This window comes from Thiobacillus sp., from assembly GCA_024235835.1.
GTDB lineage: Bacteria > Pseudomonadota > Gammaproteobacteria > Burkholderiales > Thiobacillaceae > PFJX01.
In genome coordinates, this window is record JACKLQ010000001.1 from 1 (window position 1) to 18,027 (window position 18,027).

Here is an 18,027-nt window from a genome sequence, read left to right on the forward strand (position 1 = left end):
CAGGCGCCACATGAGCAGGATGGTGCGCCAGACACCGTGGCGCTCCCAGCGTCGGCCGGAGGTGGTCGCCCGTTCACGCAGGCAGGCCGGCGGGCCGAGGCGCTTGAGGCGTTTCGACAGTTCGATGTCCTCCATCAGCGGCTGGTCCGGGTAGCCGCCCACGGCCTCGAAGGCGGCGCGGGTGACGAAGAGGGCCTGGTCGCCGGTGGCGATGCCGGTGAGGCGGGAACGCAGGTTCATCAGGGTCGCCACCACGGCCAGCAGGGCGGGCCGGCCCGTGATGGTGACGTCGAAACGGCCCCAGGTGTGGTCGGCCAGGGCCCCGGCGATGCGCTCCGCCGCGCCCTCGGGCAGGTGGGTGTCGGCGTGCAGGAAGAGCAGCGTATCGCCGGTCGCCACCACCGCCCCTGCGTTCATCTGCCGGGCCCGGCCCCGGGGCGCGGCGATCACCCGGTCCGCCAGGGGCGTGGCCAGGGAAGGTGTGCCGTCGGCGCTGCCGCCGTCGGCCACGATCACCTCGTGGCCCGCCCGGCGCAAGGCTTGCAGGGGCGCCAGGGCGGCGGCGATGCCCTGGGCTTCGTTCAGGGTGGGCAGGATGATGGACAGGCGCATGGCGGGGTGAGCGATGGGGCAAGGCGGATGATGGCGAAAAATACGGGCGGAAAGATGGATTTTTCCCGCCGGCGTCCAACAATGCAGGTATGGACATCCTCGCCCACGGTCTCTGGGCCGGCCTTGGTATTCGCTGGCTGGCCCGACGTCACCCGGTGACCCGCCCCCAGGCGGTGGCCGCGGTGAGCCTGTCGGTGCTGCCGGACGTGGTCCACCTGGCGCCGGTGCTGGCCTGGGCGGCTTTCGGCGACGGCTCCGCCCAGGCCCTGCTGGACTACGCCATCGCCCAGCCGGGCGGAGAGCCGGCCATGCCCTTCTGGGTGGGAGAGGCGGCCCACCATCTGCACTGCATCCTGCACAGCGCCCTCATCGCCGGCGCCGCCACCCTGCTGCTGTGGCCCTGGCGCCGGCGCGTCGGCCTGGTCCTGGCGGGCTGGTGGCTGCACATCGTCATCGACGTGTTTACCCACTCCACCGAGTTCTACCCGGCGCCGGTGCTGTACCCCATCACCCGGGAAGGTTTCGACGGCCTGGCCTGGAACACGCCCTGGTTCCTGGCGCTCAACTATCTCGCACTGGCCCTGGTGGCCTGGCGGCTGCGGCGCGGGGGTGGCGGGTCGTCGTAGTCAGCGTGGCGGTGTGCGGCCACGCATCCTCGCCAGCCGCACCGCCAGCAGCGCCGCCGGCAGCAGGTGCCAGAACACGTCGAAGATGTCGATGGGTCGGGTGAGGGTGCCCGCGGCCAGCATGCGGGCCTTTTCCACCAGGTGGGGCTCGGGCGCGAAGGGGGCGCCCAGCATGAGCAGCGCCACGGCGATCAGCAGGGGCAGAGGGATGTCGTCGATGAATCGCATGGTCGCTCCTAGAGTTATCCCCGCCGCCAGGCGTGGAAGCGTTCCAGCCAGGCCAGCAAACCCCGGGGGGCGTGGGCGCGTTTCCATTCCCCGGCGGCGTACTTGGCCGCTTCGCTCCAGGTGGGATAGGGGTGGACGGTGCCCATAATCTTGTTGAGACCCAGGCCGTGCTTCATGGCCAGGGTGAATTCCGCCAGCAGCTCGCCGGCGTGCTCGCCGACGATGGTGACGCCCAGGATGCGGTCCCGGCCGGGGGGGGTGATGACCTGGACGAAGCCGTGGGCGGCGCCGTCGGTGATGGCCCGGTCCAGGTCGGCCAGGTCGTAGCGGGTGATTTCATGGGCAATGCCCCGGGCCTTCGCCTCGGTTGCGTTGAGGCCCACCCGCGCCACCTCGGGGCGGGTGAAGGTGACCCGGGGCATGACCCGGTAATCCACCTTGAAACGCCCGATGGGGCCGAGCATTCCGGAGAACAGGGCGTTGACCGCCGCGTACCAGGCCTGATGGGCGGCGGCGTGGGTGAACTGGTAAGGGCCGGCGGCGTCGCCGCAGGCGTAGACGCTGGGGTGGCGGGTTTGCAGGGTTTCGTTCACCTCGATGGTGCCGGAGCGGGTGAGGGGAATACCCAGTTCCTCCAGGCCGAAGCCTTCCACCCGGGCCTTGCGGCCGGTGGCGCAGAGCAGGACGTCGAAGGGGATCGCCTCCTCGCCCTCCTTGCCACCCACCACCAGGTGCTGCTTCCCGTCCACCACCTCGCAGCGCAGGGGATCGGCCCCCTTGAGCAGGCGCACGCCGTCGCCGGCCAGGCCCTGTTCCACCCGGGCGACGACCTCGGCGTCTTCCCTGCCCAGCAGGGCGGAACGGGCCACCAGGGTGACCCGGCTGCCCAGCCCCGCGAAGGCCTGGGCCAGCTCGCAGCCGATGGGGCCGCCGCCCAGCACCGCCAGGCGCTCGGGCAGGACGTCCAGGGACCAGACCGTGTCCGAGGTGACGTGGCGCACGTTTTCGATGCCGGGAATAGCCGGAATCACTGGCGCGGCGCCGGTGGCCAGGACGATGGCGCGGGCGGAGAGGGCGCGTTTTTCCCCATTGCTGTCGATCTCCACCGTCCAGGGGGAGGTCAGCCGGGCGTGGCCCTGGATCACCTCTACGCCCAGGGCGGTGTAGCGTTCCACCGAATCGTGGGGCTCCACCTGGCTGATCACCCCCCGCACCCGCGTCATGACAGCGGCGAAATCCACCCGTGGCGGCTCTGTATGAATGCCAAATTCCCCCGCCCGGCGCAGGTCCGCCAGCATGCGGGCGGCGCGGATCAGGGCCTTGGAGGGCACGCAGCCGGTGTTGAGGCAGTCGCCGCCCATGCGCTGGCCTTCGATCAGGGTCACCTTCGCCTTCACGGCGGCGGCGATGTAGGCCGTCACCAGGCCGCCAGCCCCAGCGCCGATGACGATCAGGTTGCGGTCGAAGCGGCGGGGTTTCCGGAAGGTATTCACGCGCCGCACTCCCCGCCTTCCAGCGCTCCGCCGCAACTGCTGCCCTGGCCGGCGGTGCAGCCGTAGCAGTGTTCCGCGACACGGATGGCGGTGCCGGCCGGGTCGGTATGCAGCAGGTCGGCCAGGGTGGCGGGGCCGGCGGTTGCCAAGCCCTCAATGCCCAGCCCCAGCATCTGGTTGAAGTCGCAGTCATACAGGTGGCCCCGCCAGTCCACGCTGACCAGTTCCCGGCACATCACGCCGGCCAGGTTGGCGGGGGTGTGACTGGTCTTGAGCAGGGCCATGTAGTCGGCGAATGTGCCTTTCGAGAGGAGTGTGCTGCCGAAGCGCAGGATGGGCATGTTGGCGAGGGTGAGCAGGCGGTTGAAGACGATGCCGTGGCGTTCCAGCAATTCCCGCTTGTAGGCCGCTTCCAGACCGGCCTGGGCAGGCGGCAGATGGGTGCCGCCGGGGTTGTAGACCAGGTTAACGGTTAGTTGTGCCTCCGGCTTGTGAAAACTACCCGAGCCGCCCACTGAGGGGGCCAAGTCGTTCTTGGGGTTGCCCGGCGAACGACTAGCCAAGCCGCTGCCGGGCTGGCCGTAGCCCAGGGCGTTGAGACGCTTTAACCCGGCAATGCTGCGGGCGTATACCCCCTTGCCGCGCTGGGTATCCACGTTGTCTTCCAGGTAACAGGGCAGGGAAGCTACCACCTCCACCGCCTGCGCGGCCAGGAAATCCGCCAGGTCGTCCATGCCCGGCTCGGACAGGATAGTGAGGTTGCAGCGGTCGATGACCTTCACCCCCAGGGCACGGGCCTCGGTCACCAGCCAGCGGAAGCGCGGATGCAGTTCCGGCGCGCCGCCGGTGAGGTCCAGGGTGGTGAGCCCACGCGCAGCCAGTACCTGGGGAATCAGGTGGATCAGGGCATCGTCCATCATTTCCGTGCGGTTCGGTCCCGCGTTGACGTGGCAATGCAGGCAGGTCTGGTTGCAGCGGTAGCCCAGGTTGACCTGCAGCGTCGTCAGACGGCCGCGCCTGAGCGGCGGGAAATCAGTGGGGATGAGCAGGGGCAGGGTGTCGAGCATGGCGAAATGGGGGTGGGCAATGGGCCGAAAACCAGCCTAGATGGTAGTTCATGGGGCCATCTGCTGGTTGACATGGCTCATGACACGGGGGAAGGCTGCGCCTAGACTGCAGCCTGGTTGCTGAGCCCCCGGTCTGGAAAAAGTGCCCGAGCCGCCCCCTCGTGGGGGCTAAATCGTTCTTGGGGCGGCCCGGCAAATGACTTGAGTGATAAAGGAGATTGCCATGCCCCGCATTTTGTTCGCCTTGATGGCTTGTCTGGCCCTGCTTCAGCTGACTTCGCCTGCCCGCGCCGAGGAATCACCCGTCGCTGCGGCCATCGAGGAATACATGGACTTCACCGAGTACGGCAGCAGCATCATCTGGCCGGAACAGATCCCCGAGTCGGAGTGGAAAAAAATCCAGGTGATTGACGCACGCAGTGCCGATCAATATGAAAAATTCCACATCCCGGGTGCCATCAACATCGACTGGCGCAAGATTCCCGGCCAGCGTCACGACATCCCCAAGGACCGCATGGTGTTGATCTACTGCAATACCGGTTCGCTCTCGGCGCAATCGGTCTTCGCCATGCGCCTGCTGGGTTGGGACAACGTCAAGGTGCTGCAGGATGGCATCGAAGGCTGGAAGCGGAAGGGCGGCTTCAAGGCCAATGAACTGGCCAGCAAGCCAGCCGGGCACTGACACATCCCTTACCCGGAGCCTCTATGGAAGACTTGAGCACCGCGATCGAAACCCTCAAGCACGGCGGCGTCATCATGTGGCCGCTGTTGCTGCTGGCGCTGGCGGCGCTGGTGGTTCTGCTGGACAAGGTGCTGGTCTATCGCCGCCATGCCTACCTGCCGGAACCGCTGCGCGACCTGGTGGAAACCTACGGCTTCGACTGGGCCGAGCTTGACCGCCAGCTCGTGGCGCTGGGGCCGCAGCATTATTTCGGCCGTTTCTTCCGCGTCATCATGGACAACCGCGACAAGCCGACGTGGTGGGTGGAGTCGCGCGCCGGGGACGAGGCCCAGCAGATCGAAAAGGCGCTGGGGCGCGGCATGTGGGCGCTGGATACGGTGATTACCGCCGCGCCGCTGCTGGGCCTGCTCGGCACCATCCTGGGCATGATGCAGTCGTTCAAGCTCATCGGCCCCGGTGGGCTGGTGAACCCTGGCGGGGTGACGGCGGGCGTGGCCGAGGCGCTCATTGCCACCGCCGCCGGCCTGCTCATCGCCCTGGTGGCGCTGTTCGCCTTCAACTACCTGACCCGTTTGCAGGCGCAGACGCTGGATGAAATGGAGCGGCTGGGCACGCGCCTGCTCGACCACATCCGCCTGGATGCCCAGGAAGCCGGGGTTGAGGTTGCAAGGCCATGAAACTCCGCAGAAGCCGCCAGCCCAAGCGGGGCCGCATCGAGATCATCCCGATGATCGATGTGATGTTCTTTCTGCTCGCCACCTTCATGCTGGCCTCGCTCACCCTGCAGCCCATCAACAACGTGCAGGTCAACCTGCCCCAGGGCGCGGCCGAACCGCTCAACAAGCCGGACCCGGTCACGCTTTCGGTCACGCCCCAAGGCGAGTTGTTCCTCGACAAGGCGCCGGTGACGCTGGACACCCTGGCCGCCGCGCTGAAACCCCGGATCAACCCCGCCGACCCCGGCGTGATGGTCGCCGCCGACAACGCCGCGCCCAACGGCGTCATCGTCCAGGCCATGCTCAAGGCGCGCGAGGCCGGGGCCAAGCACTTCCTCTTTGCCGTGCAGCGTGGCCAGTAACGATTCACTGGAAACGCCCTGGCAGCGTCTGCCCTGGACGCTGCCAGGCGCGTTGCTGGTCGGCCTGTTCAGCCTGTGGAGCACGGCCTGGCTGATGCCCGGCAATTCCGCCGAGCCCGCGCCACCGGAAAAGATCACCCTGGAGACGCAGGTGATCGAGCTGCCGCCCCCGCCGCCACCGCCCAAGGAAAAGAAGCAGCTAAAGCCCAAGACGGAACCCGAACCCGAACCCGCGCCTGAGCCCGAACCCGTCAAACCGCCGGTTTCCCTCGCTGCCCCCCCCGCGCCCTCCGCCGAGGAATGGCAACTCGCCTCCACCTACAGCCTCAAGAACGCCAAGCGCTATCGCAACGCCTGGGGCCAGCAGGTGCGCAGCATGATGGGCAGCGCCGTGGAAGGCCCGGACCAGGGCCAGGTACGCTTCCGCATCACCATCAACCCGGACGGCACCCTGGCCCATATGGAGGAATTGTGGTCCACCTCCGCCAAGGCCTCGGAACTGGCCAGGAAGGCCATCCGTGAGATGCCGCGCCTGCCTCCCACCCCCAACGGCAAGCCCCTGGTATTCGAAAAGACCATTTCCTTCCTGCCCTACGAGACAGGATGGCCGCCGTCTTACCGGTACGATTGCCTGCCGGACCCGCCCCAGTTCAAAAATCCCTTTGCCTGGAACGGCACCGGGGCACCGCCTCCCACCCCACCCACGCCTCAGCGGGAAGAGCGGGCCGAGGACTGCCACCCCAGCGATGTGGATGCCAGTTGGGAAGAAGAGGAAAGCGAATTGCAACGCCAGATCGAGCGCAACCGCTGGGGAACCTGATGAACAGCGCTGTTAGACTTTGTCGCCCGATCTTTGCTGCCTTCCGGAGATCAGTGAACATGCATGGACTATTTCTGATTCTGACCTTGTGGGTAACTTCCCTGGCGCCTGCCTTGGCTCACGCCGCCCAGGAGCAGCGCACTGACCCTGACACCGGCGCGGCTACCTGGGAAACCCGGGCCCACGGGGCCACCCTGCGGTTGACGCAAATCCTGCCGGATCAGGCCCGGGCCTTCTACATCAATAGGGGCTTCAGCGCCAAGGACGTGGAGCCCTATGCCACCGCCTGCGTGTTCATGACCGTGCTGCGCAACGATGCCGCCCCGGGCGCCCTTGGCTTTCGGTTGGAGGACTGGCGGGTGCGGGTGGCGGGCGAACTGCGTTCACCCCCGTCCATGGAGCACTGGATGGGCTTATGGGCTACCCGGGGCCTGCCGGAGCCCCCTCGCATCGCCTTCCGCTGGGCCCAGTTTCCGGTGGAGCAGGAGTACGAAGTGGGGGAGTGGAACCAGGGCATGCTGGCCACCGGCCTGCCCCCCGGCACGGCCTTCGATCTGGTGGCCCGCTGGCAGGTTGAAGACAAGATCTTTGAAGGAGTGCTGACCGATGTGCGTTGCCCAGCTCATTAATTTGTTAAAGGTGGTGCTGTCATTCCCGCGCAGGCGGGGATCCATGCAGTTGGAACTCCTGGGTTCCCGCCCCAGGACTTCGCGGGGGCAGGCTCTGAGCGGGAACGATGGCGTCGGGATTTGGCGAAGCTTGCCATGGGTGCTTCCCCTGCTCTGGGCCTGCCTTGCGTTGCCTGCCCAGGCCGAAGACCTGCCGCCCCTCACCCACGCCCTCACCCCCATCTCCAAGCCCTATGCGGCCCCGGCCCTGAAGCTGCAGGACCTGGACGGCAAGGCCCACGATCTGGCAGACCTGAAAGGAAGGGTGGTGCTTATCAACTTCTGGGCCACCTGGTGCCCCCCCTGCAGGCGGGAGATGCCCTCCCTGGAACGCCTGCGCCAGCGGCTGGCCGAGAAGGGACTTGCGGTAATCGCCGTCGACGTGGGGGAGGACGCGGACACGGTGTTTTCCTTCACCGGCCAGTTGGAGCCGGCCCCCGCCTTCCCATTGCTGCTGGACCGGGATTCAAAGGCCATGCAGGCCTGGAAGGTGAAGGGCCTGCCCACCACCTTCGTTGTGGATCCCCAGGGACGGGTGGTTTACCGGGCTGTCGGTGGCAGGGAGTTCGACCACGACGGGCTCGTGGAACAGCTGCTGCGTCACCTGCCCCGGAACTGAAGCGAGGAGATGCCGCTGCCTGCCTATTCGCTATCCGGGCCCGGGAGCAGGGACCTCACCTTGTCCATGCGGGTGAAGTGAAAGCCGTCCTTGTTGACCCTAAGCCAGTCCTGGCGCTTCCAGCGGCTCAGCACCCGGGCCACCGTTTCCAGCCGGGCATCCACGATTTCGCCAATCTGCTCCAGGGTCAGGTGGATGGGCAGGTGGGCGGCATGGGCCTCCGAGGTGTTGCCGTAGCGTTCAACCAGCATGTCCATCAGAACCGCCAACCGCTGGGGCACCGAGCCGGCGCTTACGATCTCGATCTTGCGCATGAAGGATTCTGTGAAGCGCCCGATCTCCGTCATCATGGGGGCCGCCAGCCGGGGCTGACGGTGGGCGCATTTCAGCAGGGCAGCGGAACTCAGAACAATTGCCGTCATGCCGTCGGTCATGGCCACGGCATCGGTGGGATATGTCATGCCGGCCCACATGGCATAGATGCCCATGGAATCCCCGGGTCCGTACAGGCCGTAGGTGCGGCTTGCGCCTCCCCTCACCTGGCGGGTTGTCTTCGCCAGGCCCTGGTTGATGAACAGCACCCGGCTGTTGGCTTCCCCCTGTCTCCACAGGTATTCACCCGCGCGGAATGTGCCCACATGAGCCGAAGCTGCCAACTTGTGCAGGATGTCCTTGGGCAGATCAGCGAACATTCCGAATTTCCGCAGGCGTTCGATGAGTTCCTCACGGCCAGGCTGGCCCGTCGGCGGCAGCGCAGCTCGTTGGCGCCGCAGGAACAGGCGGTGCGGCAGGTCCACGTCGAAGGGGCTTTTTCTGTTGGTGTTCGGTTTCATGGGCTGGGTCGTTTCGGTGCTTCCATCATCGGCCTTTCGCAGGGCGCATTCCGGGGACGTTTGCCTATGAAGCCAGGAATCCGGCCGGCTGAAATTGCCCAGGGTCAAGAAGCCGTTCAGTTGGCGGGAAGACCGGCCCCCGAGAAGAGTTGGTTTAGACGGTTCGTCAGGCCATGGGGCCGTCCTGCGTTGCATCTTGACCAATGTTCAGTGCCACTGTACGCGGGCCTGGAGAAAGGAGAGTCTGATGGGTGATGGCCTGACCAAAGCGTTGTGTTTGTCTTGTCTGAATACCGATTTCAAGCGCTTGCATGCATGGTTGCTTATGTGCCTGTCACTTTATATTGGATGGGTTGCGCCAGGCTCGAGCGTGGCCATCGCCGCACCCTTCGGGAACACGCTCGCTGGCCACGCCTCTCCCTACCTGGCCCTCCACGGCCAGGACCCGGTGGCCTGGCAGGAATGGAACGCCGACACCCTGGCCCGGGCGAAGCGGGAGAACAAGCTGCTGTTCGTCTCCGTGGGCTACTTCTCCTGCCACTGGTGCCACGTCATGCAGCAGCAAAGCTACCGGGACCCGGCCATCGCCCGATTGCTCAACGAGCATTTCATTCCCGTGAAGGTGGACCGGGAACTCAACGGCGCCCTCGACGCGGGCCTAATCGACTTCGCGGAACGGCTCAAGGGCGTGGCGGGCTGGCCTCTCAACGCCTTCGTCACGCCGGAGGGCTACCCCGCCTACGCGGTGCTCTACGAACCCCCCGCCGAATTCCGGCAACTGCTGGCGCGCATGGTGGAGACCTGGCGCGAGAAGGGCGCCGCGTTCCGCGCCGCCGCCCGGGAGGCGGGCTCGGCGCCCAGGGAGCCTCCCGCCACCGCCGCCGTCACCCAGGACGCAGTGGCCCGGCTGCACAGGCAGTTCCTGGACGAGGCCTGGCGCCAGGCGGACACCCTCCAGGGCGGCTTCGAGCGGGTCAGCAAGTTTCCCATGGCCCCCCACCTGGAAGCCCTGCTGGACGCCTACGTCCGGGAGCGGGACCCCCGCCTGGGGGAATTCCTCACACTCACCCTGGACCAGATGGCGCGCAAGGGGTTGCGGGACCACGTGCACGGCGGCTTCTTCCGCTACACCGTGGACCCGGACTGGACCACGCCCCACTTTGAGAAGATGCTCTACGACAACGCCCAGCTGGCCCGGCTCTACGCCCGGGCGGCGGCGGTGTTCAAGCGTCCGGACTACCGCCTCGTGGCCCACGACACCCTGGATTTCATGCTCGCGGACCTGGCTGCCCCCGGCGGCGGCTATTACACCGCGTTGTCCGCCCTGGATCGCCAGGGTCGGGAAGGGGGCGCCTACCTGTGGACGGCGGAGGCCTTGCGCCAGCGCCTGAGCCCGGCGGAATTCGCCCTGGTGAAGCGGACATGGGGCCTGGAGGCCGCCGCGCCCTTCGAACTGGGCTACCTGCCCATGGAAAAGGCGCGGCCCGCCGCCGGGGAAGGCCCCGTCCTCGCCGGCGCCCTGGCCAAACTGCGCCAGGCGGGGCGCAACAGGCAGGTGCCCGTGGACACCAAGATCAACGCCGGCCTCAACGGCCTGGCCCTCTCCGCCCTGGCGGAGGCGGGTCGTGGCGTGCCCCGCTTCGAGCGTGCGGCCCGTGAGCTGCGGGACTATCTGGCGACGCGGATGGTAAGCCAGGGCCGCCTCCTCAAGACCCGGGCCGGCAAGCGGGTGTTCGTCGACGCGGAACTGGAGGACTACGCCTTCGCCGCCGCCGGCCTGGCGGATTACGCCCGGGTGTTCAAGGACCCCGCCGCCGGGGCCCTGGCCCGGGACCTGGCGGCCCAGGCCTGGCAACGCTTCTTCACCCCCCGGGGCTGGCGTCGGGAGGAGCAGCCCCTGCTGGCCACCCTGGGCCCCGAACCGGCCCTGGCCGACGGCGCCCTGCCGTCCCCCTCGGCCCTGTTGATGGCCGTGACCCGGGCATTGCCGCGCGATCGCTCCCGACACCCGGGGGCCGGCGATCAGGACCGGGCCCGGGCCATGTTGCTGCCGACGGCGGCCCGGGCGCCCTTCGACCATCCCGGGGCCATGGCGGCCCTGCGCGGGCGTTGATATCGCGGAGTCCGCGCCGGCCCCGGGAAATTCCGATTGGACGCCCACCGGGTTTCTGCTTAAGGTGAGGTGTGGCGTGATACCTGCCACGCGGAAAGGAGAAGGTATGACAGAAGAATCTGTTAGCTGTGCGCGTACCACCAGTTCGGTGGCCGAGGACTCACCCTCCGAGGCCAGCCGGGCCCCTGAAACCACTATTACGAAGGAGGCCAGCAAGATGACCGCAAGAGTCGGCCAGAAAGCGCCGGATTTCGCCGCTCCCGCCTACTACAAGGGCGGCTTCACCAACGTCAAATTGTCCGATTTCCTCGGGAAGTGGGTGCTGGTCTGCTTCTACCCCGGGGATTTCACTTTTGTCTGAGCCACTGAAGTGTCCGCGGTCGCGGCACAGTATGAGGCTCTGCAGAAGATGGGCGTGGAAGTCATTTCCGTCAGCGTGGACAGCCACTTCGTCCACAAGATGTGGAACGACAATGAACTGACCAAGATGGTGGAAGGCGGCATTCCCTTCCACATGGCCTCGGACCAGGCCGGCAACGTGGGCCGGGCCTACGGCTGCTGGGATGAGAGCCAGGGCATCGAGATGCGCGGCCGGTTCATCATCGATCCGGACGGCGTCATCCAGGCCATGGAGGTGCTCACCCCGCCGGTGGGCCGCAAGGTGGCCGAAACGGTGCGCCAGGTGCTGGCCTTCCAGCACGTGCGCGCCACGGGCGGCAAGGAAGCCATGCCCGCCGGCTGGGAGCCGGGTAAGCCGACCCTCAAGCCCGGGCCGGACCTGGTGGGCAATGTGTGGAAGGTGTGGAATCCCTCCATGGAGTGATCCCCGCCCGCCTGCCCAGGCCAACCCCGCCCCCGTGGCGGGGTTTTTTTCGTCCGCCCGGCAGCGACCGGGCGCCCCCCGCGGGGGTCAGGATCGACGGGATGGGCCTGGGCTGAAGCCCGGGCTTGTCCCGGTTCACGCCTCTGCGGCACCGCTCAGGAGGATGAGCAGCCCATACACCGCCACGCTCAAAACCATGCCGGCCGTGAACAGGCCCATGTGCCGGTAGCGCCGGGCCATGGGTAGCAGCTCATGCAGGGAGACGAAGGTCATGGCCCCGGCGGCGAAGGCCATGAAATGGGCATTGAGGGCGGGGGCGATGCCGACCGCCACCAGCCCGATGACCGCCCCCAGGGGCTCCGCCAGGGCCGAGAGCAGGGCCGCGCCATAGAGGAAACGCCGGCCGCGGGCCACCACGGCGGGCACCGCCATGGCGAACTCCTCCGGCACGTTGTGCAGGGCGATGGCGATGGCCACCAGCACCCCCAGCTCCGGCGAGGCGATGTAGGCATTCGCCATGGCGAAGCCTTCCGGGACGTCATGCAGGATCAGGCCGAAGGCCACCAGGTAGGCCGTCCGGATCAGCACCCGGTCGGTTATCCCCCGCTCCTCCACCAGATGGGTATGGGGCACGATGAGATGGGCCGTCCAGACCAGGCCGGCACCCAGGGCGAAGCTCAGGAGGGTGGGCGGCGCGCCCAGGGTGGCGAGGGCTTCCGGGACGAGTTCCAGGAGCGAGATCAGCAGCATGATGCCGGTGGAGAAACCGATGCCGGCGGCGATGGCCCGGGCGTTCTCGCGCAGCCAGATGGCCAGCATCACCCCGAGCCAGGTGGTGAACAGCGACAGCAGGGACAACAGCAGGACGGCTGCGTGGGTCGTGCTCATGGGGGCGTAACCCGTTCTTCCTGGGTCATGTTGGGCACCGGTCCGGATTTCAGGGTTTGGAGGCCACGATGATGACGGCCACCAGCACGCCGCCGGCCAGGGCCACCAGGCTGAACCGCTTCCGTTCCTGTTCCGCCCTGGGCAGCAGGTGGGTGGCGCCCACGTAGACGAGGGCGCCGGCCGACAGGGCGAGCAGGGCGCCCAGGGTCTGCCGGTCGATGGCGCTGACGAGGGGATAGGACACCAGCATGCCCAGCGGCGTGGTGACCGCCGCGGCCAGGAAGGCCATGACCATCGCCCGGCGCTCGCCCACGCCACCCCGCACCAGCAGCAGGTAGGTGATGATGCCCTCGGGGAATTCGTGCAGCACCATGCCCAGGGTGGCCAGGTAGCCGGTGAGGATGCTGACGGTGAAGGCGATGGAATAGATGAAGCCGTCGATGAAGGAGTGGAAGCCGATGCCCAGCATGGGCACGATGCCCATGGCGTATTCCTTCTTCTCCGGATCCCGCTCGCAGACGAAGGCCGTCACGAAGCGGTTGAACAGGTGCAGCCCGAGAAAGCCCACCAGCAGCCAGACCGGCGCCTGGGGGTTCATGGCGAAGGATTTCGGCACGATGTGGAGGAAGGAGGCGGAGATCAGCACCCCGGCCGCGAAGCACATGAAGTAGGTGGTGTTGCGATGCCCCCAGCCGGCGAAGCGGCGGATGGTGTAGATGCCCAGGGAGGTGACCAGGGCGGCAACGCTGCTGGTGGCCAGGGCTGTCCAGAAGGTGTTTTCCATGCCCGGTCAATCCTTATGCAAGGCCGTCTTCCGGCTTGCGGGCCGCCACAACCACGAAGGCGCATTGGCCGCGCCCCGGCCGCGGGGCTTCGATCTCCCGCGTCTCCGGCAGGGGGTGGGCCAGGGTCTGGCCCCAGGCCTCGACGATGAAGTCGGCCTCATGCAACAGCCGTTCCACCTCGAACCACGCCTCGTAGCGCCCGTGGTGGGCCTCGAAGGGTGCGGTTCTAGGCATGGCCCAGCAGTTCTCGCAGGGCGGCGACGAAACGCAGGTTGTCCTCGGGCAGGGCCGTGGTCACCCGCATGTAGCCAGGGCCAAGCCGGGCATCGTTCATGGGCTTGACCAGGATGCCCCGGGCCTTGAGTTCGACCGCCAAGGCCCCGGCGTCGTGGGGCGCGAAATCGGCCAGGAAGAAATAGGTCTGGGTGGGAAAGGTGCGCACCCCCAGGGCGCGCAGCTCGGCCGCCAGGGCCTCGGTCCATTGCCGCAGCTGCACGTTGCGGGCGCGGATCCTGTCCTCGTGCAGCAGGGTGGCCAGGGCCGCCGCCTCGCTGGGCCGGGCCAGGGGATAGGCGTCGTTGTGGCTGTTCAGGTCGTCGGCGATGGCCTCGGGGAACACGCCGTAGCCGACGCGGAAACCCGCCAGGCTGTGGGCCTTGGACAGGGTGCGGGTCACCAGCAGATTGGGGAATTCGGGCACCAGCCGGACCACCGACTGCCCCGCCAGGCCGATGAAGGCCTCGTCCACCAGGAACAGGGTGGCGGGGTGGCGGCGCAGCAGATCGGGCAACGGGGCCATGTCGAACACGCCACCGTTGGGGTTGTTGGGATTCACGATGACCACCAGGGTGGTGCCGGGGGGAATGGCCAGGTCCTCGAGGTCGAAGGCGAAATCGGCTTCCGGCAACAGGCGTTGCTCCGTGTAGCGCCTGGCCACCTCGGGAAAGAGGACGTAGGTGGGGCTCAGCAGATGCACCTGCTGGCCGAAGCGGTCGAACAACTGGCGCAGGATCAGCTCCGAGCCGGCATTGATGTGGATGAGCCTTTCCGGCACCCCGAGCCGCTGGCTGAGCAGGCTGCGCAGGGGGGCCGAATGGGGCTCGGTGTAATAGTTGCTGTGGGGCACCTCGGCCTGGGCGGCGGCCACGGCCTCCTCGATGGGGGGCAGGGGGTTTTCGCATAACAGCAGCTTGATGCCCGTGAAGGTGCCGCCGCCCTTTTCACTTAGCGATGTCATGGTTTTTGCTCCGGATATCCCTTTATCGATGCTTATATAGTAGGCCCGACCCCAGGGAAACCTTCAGCAAATGGATCGCTTACGAAGGATAGAATCCCCCTGTTTTTCCCACTTCTGCCCGGTCGGGTGATGCCTTGAATCCTCTCTCCCAGCTTCCCTCCGTGGATCGACTGCTGGCCGATCCGGTTGTCCTGCCCCTCATCGACGCCCATGGCCGGGCGGTGATCACCCAACTGGCGCGGTCCGCCCTGGACGATGCCCGGACTGCGGCCCGGGCCGGCGCGGCCATCCCCGACATGTCCACCCTGACTGCCGGCATCGCCGCCGCCGCCCAGGCCCAGGCCCGGCCCCGCCTGCGGCCGGTGTACAACCTCACCGGCACGGTGCTGCACACCAACCTGGGCCGCGCGCCCCTGCCCGAGGAAGCCGTGGCTGCCCTGGTCGAGGCCGCCCGCAATCCCTGCGCCCTGGAATACAACATCGACGCCGGCGGCCGGGGCGACCGGGACGACGTGGTGGAAGGCCTGCTGTGCGAGCTCACCGGGGCCGAGGCCGCCACGGTGGTGAACAACAACGCCGCCGCCGTGTTCCTGCTGCTCAACACCCTGGCCCCGCGCAAGGCGGTGGTGGTGTCCCGGGGGGAGCTGGTGGAGATCGGCGGCGCCTTCCGGGTGCCGGACATCATGCAGCGGGCCGGCGCCAGGCTGGTGGAGGTGGGCACCACCAACCGCACCCATCTCAAGGATTTCAAAGAAGCCCTGGACCAAAGCGCGCCCCACACCGCCATGCTCATGAAGGTGCACACCAGCAACTACGCCATCCAGGGCTTCACCCACACGGTGCCCGAGGCGGAGCTGGCGGCCCTGGCCCACGAGCACGGCCTGCCCTTCGTGGTGGACCTGGGCTCGGGCACGCTCACCGACCTGGAGCGCTGGGGCCTGCCCCACGAACCCACGCCCCGGGAGAGCCTCGCCGCCGGGGCGGACCTGGTCACCTTCTCCGGCGACAAGCTGCTGGGCGGCCCCCAGGCCGGGGTGCTGGTGGGCGGCAGGGCCTTGATCGCCCGCATCAAGAAGAACCCGCTCAAGCGGGCCCTGCGGGTGGGCAAGCTCACCCTGGCGGCCCTGGAGGCGGTGCTGCGCCTGTACCGGGACCCGGACCGGCTGCATGAACGCCTCACCGCCCTCCATCTGCTCACCCGCCCCCAGGCCAATATCGAGGCCGCCGCCCAGCGCCTGCTGCCCGGCCTGCAAACCAGCCTGGCCGGCCTGCCGGTGATGGTGTCGATCGTGCCCCTGAATTCCCAGATCGGCTCCGGCTCCCTGCCCGTGGACCGGCTGCCCTCGGCGGGCCTGGCCATCCGCCCCCAGGGCCGGAAGGGGGGCGTATTGCACCGTATCGAGGCCGCCCTGCGGGGCCTGCCCAGGCCGGTGATCGGCCGCATCGAGGACGGTGCCCTGCTGCTGGATCTACGCTGTCTGACGCCCGGCGAAGAGGCGGCCTTCGCGGCCAACCTGGGCAGGCTGTCGTGCTCGTAGGCACTGCCGGCCACATCGACCACGGCAAGACCACCCTGGTGAAGGCCCTCACCGGGGTGGATGCCGACCGGGTGCCGGAGGAAAAGACCCGGGGCATCACCCTGGACCTGGGCTATGCCTACACGCCCCTGGCCGATGGCGGGGTGTTGGGCTTCGTGGACGTGCCCGGCCACGAGAAGCTGATCCACAACATGCTGGCCGGGGCCACCGGCATCGATTTCGTGCTCCTGGTCATCGCCGCCGACGACGGCCCCATGCCCCAGACCCGGGAGCACCTGGAGCTGCTGGACCTGCTCGGCCTGACCCGGGGCGCGGTGGCCCTGACCAAGATCGACGCCGTGGCGCCGGAAAGGCTGGACGCGGCCCGGGCGGAGATCGAGGCTTTGCTGGCGGGCACGGGGCTGGCCGGCAGCCCGGTGTTCCCGGTCTCGGGCCGGACGGGGGCGGGAGTGGCCGAACTGCGCGCGTATCTGGATGCCATGGCGGCCGCCCTGCCGCCCCGCCCCACGGCAGGCCGCTTCCGCCTGGCCATCGACCGGGCTTTTTCCATCAAGGGGGTGGGCACCGTGGTCACCGGCACCGCCCACGCCGGCCGGGTGGCGGTGGACGACATGCTGGTAATCGCCCCGCCCGGCTTCAAGGCACGGGTACGGGGCCTCCACGTCCAGGACCGGCCCGCCGAAGGGGGGCAGGCCGGGGAGCGCTGCGCCCTGGCCCTGAAGGGCGACTTCGAGAAGCAGGACATCGCCCGGGGCATGTGGCTGGTGGAACCGGCCCTGGCGATCTCTCTGACCCGTTTTCAGGCCGAGTTGCGGGTGCCCGCCAGCCAGAAGCCCCTGACCCCCATGCAGGCCGTGCACGTGCATCTGGGCGCCGAGGACATTCCCGGCCGGGTGGCCCTGCTGGACTGCCCGGAGGCCGCCCCCGGCACCATCGCCCTGGTGGAAATCCTGCTGGAGCGGGAGACCCTGGCCCTGCGCGGCGACCGCTTCATCCTGCGGGACGCGGGGGCCCGGCGCACCGTGGCGGGCGGGCGGGTGCTGGACATCTTCCCCCCCACCCGGCACAAGCGCACGCCCCAGCGCCTGGCCCTGTTGCGAAGCCTGGGCCGGGACGACCCGGCCGAAAGCCTTGCCCTGCTGGCCGCCCAGTCCCCCGCCGGCATCGACCTTAGCCGTTTTGCCCTGAGCTGGAACCTGGCGGAGGCCGATGCCGAGACCCTCTGGCAACGGGCCGGCCTGCGGGTGATCCGGGACGGCGCGGCGGTTGTGGGCATTGCCCAGGCCGCCTGGGAGGCCCTGACGGCCAGGCTGCTGGATGCCCTGGCCCGGGAGCACGAGCGGGCCCCGGACATGATCGGCGTGGAGCGGGAACGCCTGCGGCGCATGACCTCGGCCCAGTTGCCCGCCGCCGTGTTCGCCGCCCTGGTGACGGAACAGCTGGCGGCGGGCACCCTGGCCCAGACCCGGGCCTGGCTGCACCTGCCGGCACATCAGGCCACGGTGTCCGACGCCGACCGGGACCTGTTCAGCGTGCTCAAGCCCCTGCTGGATGCCCGGCCCTTCAACCCGCCCCGGGTGCGGGATGTGGCCCGGGCCACGGGCACGCCGGAGGAGGGGGTGCGTCGCCTGTTCAAGCGCCTGGCCCGGGCCGGCGAGCTCTATCCCGTGGCCCACGACCACTACTACACCGCCCGGGCGGTGGCAGACCTGGCCGCCAGGGTGGAACAGCTTTTTCAGGCCGATGGCGGGGCGCGTATTGCCAACCTGCGGGATGTACTGGGGGAGGCGGGGGGCGGCCGCAAGATTGCCACCCACATCCTCGAGTTCTTCGACCGGGTCGGCTACACTCGTCGGGTCCGGGATGAGCATGTACCGCGCGGCGGAGCCGACACGAAACAATGGACGCCCTCCTGAA

At 68.2% G+C, this 18,027-nt stretch carries 22 protein-coding genes; 12 read left to right on the top strand and 10 right to left on the bottom strand.

Translation table 11 applies throughout. The features are described 5' to 3' along the window. Window positions 1–612 (bottom strand): TIGR04283 family arsenosugar biosynthesis glycosyltransferase (locus H6935_00005; protein ID MCP5276731.1); only part of this gene is annotated, 612 nt, incomplete at its 3' end. A 173-nt stretch (window positions 613–785) separates the two neighbouring features. Here H6935_00005 and H6935_00010 point away from each other — a divergent pair. Then, window positions 786–1,238: a hypothetical protein gene (locus H6935_00010; protein MCP5276732.1), complete on the top strand. Its 453-nt coding sequence runs from the start codon at window positions 786–788 to the stop codon at window positions 1,236–1,238. Here the strand turns inward: H6935_00010 and H6935_00015 are convergent, their stop codons facing one another. Genes H6935_00015 through H6935_00025 form a run of 3 tightly spaced genes read right to left on the bottom strand, consistent with a single transcriptional unit; the run spans window position 1,239 to window position 4,026 of the window. Next, window positions 1,239–1,466, bottom strand: a complete 228-nt coding sequence (locus H6935_00015; protein MCP5276733.1) for an RND transporter — start codon at window positions 1,464–1,466, stop codon at window positions 1,239–1,241. Window positions 1,467–1,480: 14 nt separating this feature from the next. Next, complete coding sequence (locus H6935_00020) at window positions 1,481–3,028, bottom strand: FAD-dependent oxidoreductase (protein ID MCP5276734.1); 1,548 nt, start codon at window positions 3,026–3,028, stop codon at window positions 1,481–1,483. Then, window positions 2,956–4,026 (bottom strand): radical SAM/Cys-rich domain protein, encoded by a 1,071-nt coding sequence (locus H6935_00025; protein MCP5276735.1) that lies wholly within the window; start codon window positions 4,024–4,026, stop codon window positions 2,956–2,958. The genes H6935_00020 and H6935_00025 overlap by 73 nt, the downstream gene beginning before the upstream one ends. A 223-nt stretch (window positions 4,027–4,249) precedes the next feature. On the opposite strand from H6935_00025, the gene H6935_00030 reads away from it, so the two are divergent. From H6935_00030 to H6935_00055, 6 genes are read left to right on the top strand one after another with little or no spacing between them, the layout of a single operon-like run. Beyond that, entirely contained in the window at window positions 4,250–4,708 is a 459-nt protein-coding gene (locus tag H6935_00030; protein ID MCP5276736.1) for a rhodanese-like domain-containing protein, read from the top strand. A 23-nt stretch (window positions 4,709–4,731) separates the two neighbouring features. Further along, entirely contained in the window at window positions 4,732–5,385 is a 654-nt protein-coding gene (locus H6935_00035) for a MotA/TolQ/ExbB proton channel family protein (GenBank protein ID MCP5276737.1), read from the top strand. Continuing rightward, window positions 5,382–5,786: a biopolymer transporter ExbD gene (locus tag H6935_00040; protein MCP5276738.1), complete on the top strand. Its 405-nt coding sequence runs from the start codon at window positions 5,382–5,384 to the stop codon at window positions 5,784–5,786. Before H6935_00035 ends, H6935_00040 begins: the two co-directional genes overlap by 4 nt. Next, window positions 5,776–6,606, top strand: a complete 831-nt coding sequence (locus H6935_00045; GenBank protein MCP5276739.1) for an energy transducer TonB — start codon at window positions 5,776–5,778, stop codon at window positions 6,604–6,606. Before H6935_00040 ends, H6935_00045 begins: the two co-directional genes overlap by 11 nt. A 59-nt stretch (window positions 6,607–6,665) precedes the next feature. Beyond that, entirely contained in the window at window positions 6,666–7,235 is a 570-nt protein-coding gene (locus H6935_00050; GenBank protein MCP5276740.1) for a hypothetical protein, read from the top strand. Between the two features lie 43 nt (window positions 7,236–7,278). Then, window positions 7,279–7,893 (top strand): TlpA family protein disulfide reductase, encoded by a 615-nt coding sequence (locus H6935_00055; protein ID MCP5276741.1) that lies wholly within the window; start codon window positions 7,279–7,281, stop codon window positions 7,891–7,893. 23 nt (window positions 7,894–7,916) lie between these two features. Here the strand turns inward: H6935_00055 and H6935_00060 are convergent, their stop codons facing one another. Next, entirely contained in the window at window positions 7,917–8,726 is an 810-nt protein-coding gene (locus H6935_00060) for a Crp/Fnr family transcriptional regulator (GenBank protein ID MCP5276742.1), read from the bottom strand. Window positions 8,727–8,892: 166 nt separating this feature from the next. Then, window positions 8,893–9,039, bottom strand: coding sequence for a hypothetical protein (locus H6935_00065; protein MCP5276743.1), 147 nt, complete (start codon window positions 9,037–9,039; stop codon window positions 8,893–8,895). Window positions 9,040–9,096: 57 nt separating this feature from the next. Here H6935_00065 and H6935_00070 point away from each other — a divergent pair, with 57 nt between their 5' ends. The 3 genes from H6935_00070 (at window position 9,097) to H6935_00080 (ending at window position 11,662) form a co-directional block, all read left to right on the top strand. After that, window positions 9,097–10,839, top strand: coding sequence for a thioredoxin domain-containing protein (locus tag H6935_00070; GenBank protein ID MCP5276744.1), 1,743 nt, complete (start codon window positions 9,097–9,099; stop codon window positions 10,837–10,839). Window positions 10,840–10,945: 106 nt separating this feature from the next. Beyond that, window positions 10,946–11,200 (top strand): redoxin domain-containing protein, encoded by a 255-nt coding sequence (locus H6935_00075; GenBank protein MCP5276745.1) that lies wholly within the window; start codon window positions 10,946–10,948, stop codon window positions 11,198–11,200. A 9-nt stretch (window positions 11,201–11,209) separates the two neighbouring features. Then, window positions 11,210–11,662: a redoxin domain-containing protein gene (locus H6935_00080; protein ID MCP5276746.1), complete on the top strand. Its 453-nt coding sequence runs from the start codon at window positions 11,210–11,212 to the stop codon at window positions 11,660–11,662. Window positions 11,663–11,797: 135 nt separating this feature from the next. On the opposite strand, the gene H6935_00085 is transcribed toward H6935_00080, so the two are convergent. From H6935_00085 to H6935_00100, 4 genes are read right to left on the bottom strand one after another with little or no spacing between them, the layout of a single operon-like run. Next, on the bottom strand, window positions 11,798–12,550 hold the full coding sequence (locus H6935_00085) for a ZIP family metal transporter (GenBank protein MCP5276747.1): 753 nt from the start codon (window positions 12,548–12,550) through the stop codon (window positions 11,798–11,800). A 49-nt stretch (window positions 12,551–12,599) separates the two neighbouring features. After that, window positions 12,600–13,334: a ZIP family metal transporter gene (locus tag H6935_00090; GenBank protein ID MCP5276748.1), complete on the bottom strand. Its 735-nt coding sequence runs from the start codon at window positions 13,332–13,334 to the stop codon at window positions 12,600–12,602. 13 nt (window positions 13,335–13,347) lie between these two features. Continuing rightward, on the bottom strand, window positions 13,348–13,569 hold the full coding sequence (locus H6935_00095; GenBank protein ID MCP5276749.1) for a hypothetical protein: 222 nt from the start codon (window positions 13,567–13,569) through the stop codon (window positions 13,348–13,350). Beyond that, window positions 13,562–14,572 (bottom strand): histidinol-phosphate aminotransferase family protein, encoded by a 1,011-nt coding sequence (locus H6935_00100; protein ID MCP5276750.1) that lies wholly within the window; start codon window positions 14,570–14,572, stop codon window positions 13,562–13,564. Before H6935_00100 ends, H6935_00095 begins: the two co-directional genes overlap by 8 nt. Window positions 14,573–14,706: 134 nt before the next feature. Between H6935_00100 and H6935_00105 the strand changes: the two genes are divergently transcribed. Next, a complete protein-coding gene (locus H6935_00105; protein MCP5276751.1) occupies window positions 14,707–16,110 on the top strand; it encodes an L-seryl-tRNA(Sec) selenium transferase in 1,404 nt (467 codons plus the stop codon). Continuing rightward, window positions 16,101–18,026, top strand: coding sequence for a selenocysteine-specific translation elongation factor (gene selB, locus H6935_00110; protein MCP5276752.1), 1,926 nt, complete (start codon window positions 16,101–16,103; stop codon window positions 18,024–18,026). Before H6935_00105 ends, selB begins: the two co-directional genes overlap by 10 nt. Window position 18,027 lies beyond the last annotated feature (1 nt).

Coding starts and splice junctions, on each gene's coding strand:
- H6935_00015 (MCP5276733.1), bottom strand. CDS start 1,466: ATGCGATTCATCGACGACATCCCTCTGCCCCTGCTGATCGCCGTGGCG.
- H6935_00025 (MCP5276735.1), bottom strand. CDS start 4,026: ATGCTCGACACCCTGCCCCTGCTCATCCCCACTGATTTCCCGCCGCTC.
- H6935_00030 (MCP5276736.1), top strand. CDS start 4,250: ATGCCCCGCATTTTGTTCGCCTTGATGGCTTGTCTGGCCCTGCTTCAG.
- H6935_00035 (MCP5276737.1), top strand. CDS start 4,732: ATGGAAGACTTGAGCACCGCGATCGAAACCCTCAAGCACGGCGGCGTC.
- H6935_00040 (MCP5276738.1), top strand. CDS start 5,382: ATGAAACTCCGCAGAAGCCGCCAGCCCAAGCGGGGCCGCATCGAGATC.
- H6935_00050 (MCP5276740.1), top strand. CDS start 6,666: ATGCATGGACTATTTCTGATTCTGACCTTGTGGGTAACTTCCCTGGCG.
- H6935_00055 (MCP5276741.1), top strand. CDS start 7,279: ATGCAGTTGGAACTCCTGGGTTCCCGCCCCAGGACTTCGCGGGGGCAG.
- H6935_00060 (MCP5276742.1), bottom strand. CDS start 8,726: ATGAAACCGAACACCAACAGAAAAAGCCCCTTCGACGTGGACCTGCCG.
- H6935_00065 (MCP5276743.1), bottom strand. CDS start 9,039: ATGCAAGCGCTTGAAATCGGTATTCAGACAAGACAAACACAACGCTTT.
- H6935_00075 (MCP5276745.1), top strand. CDS start 10,946: ATGACAGAAGAATCTGTTAGCTGTGCGCGTACCACCAGTTCGGTGGCC.
- H6935_00085 (MCP5276747.1), bottom strand. CDS start 12,550: ATGAGCACGACCCACGCAGCCGTCCTGCTGTTGTCCCTGCTGTCGCTG.
- H6935_00090 (MCP5276748.1), bottom strand. CDS start 13,334: ATGGAAAACACCTTCTGGACAGCCCTGGCCACCAGCAGCGTTGCCGCC.
- H6935_00095 (MCP5276749.1), bottom strand. CDS start 13,569: ATGCCTAGAACCGCACCCTTCGAGGCCCACCACGGGCGCTACGAGGCG.
- H6935_00100 (MCP5276750.1), bottom strand. CDS start 14,572: ATGACATCGCTAAGTGAAAAGGGCGGCGGCACCTTCACGGGCATCAAG.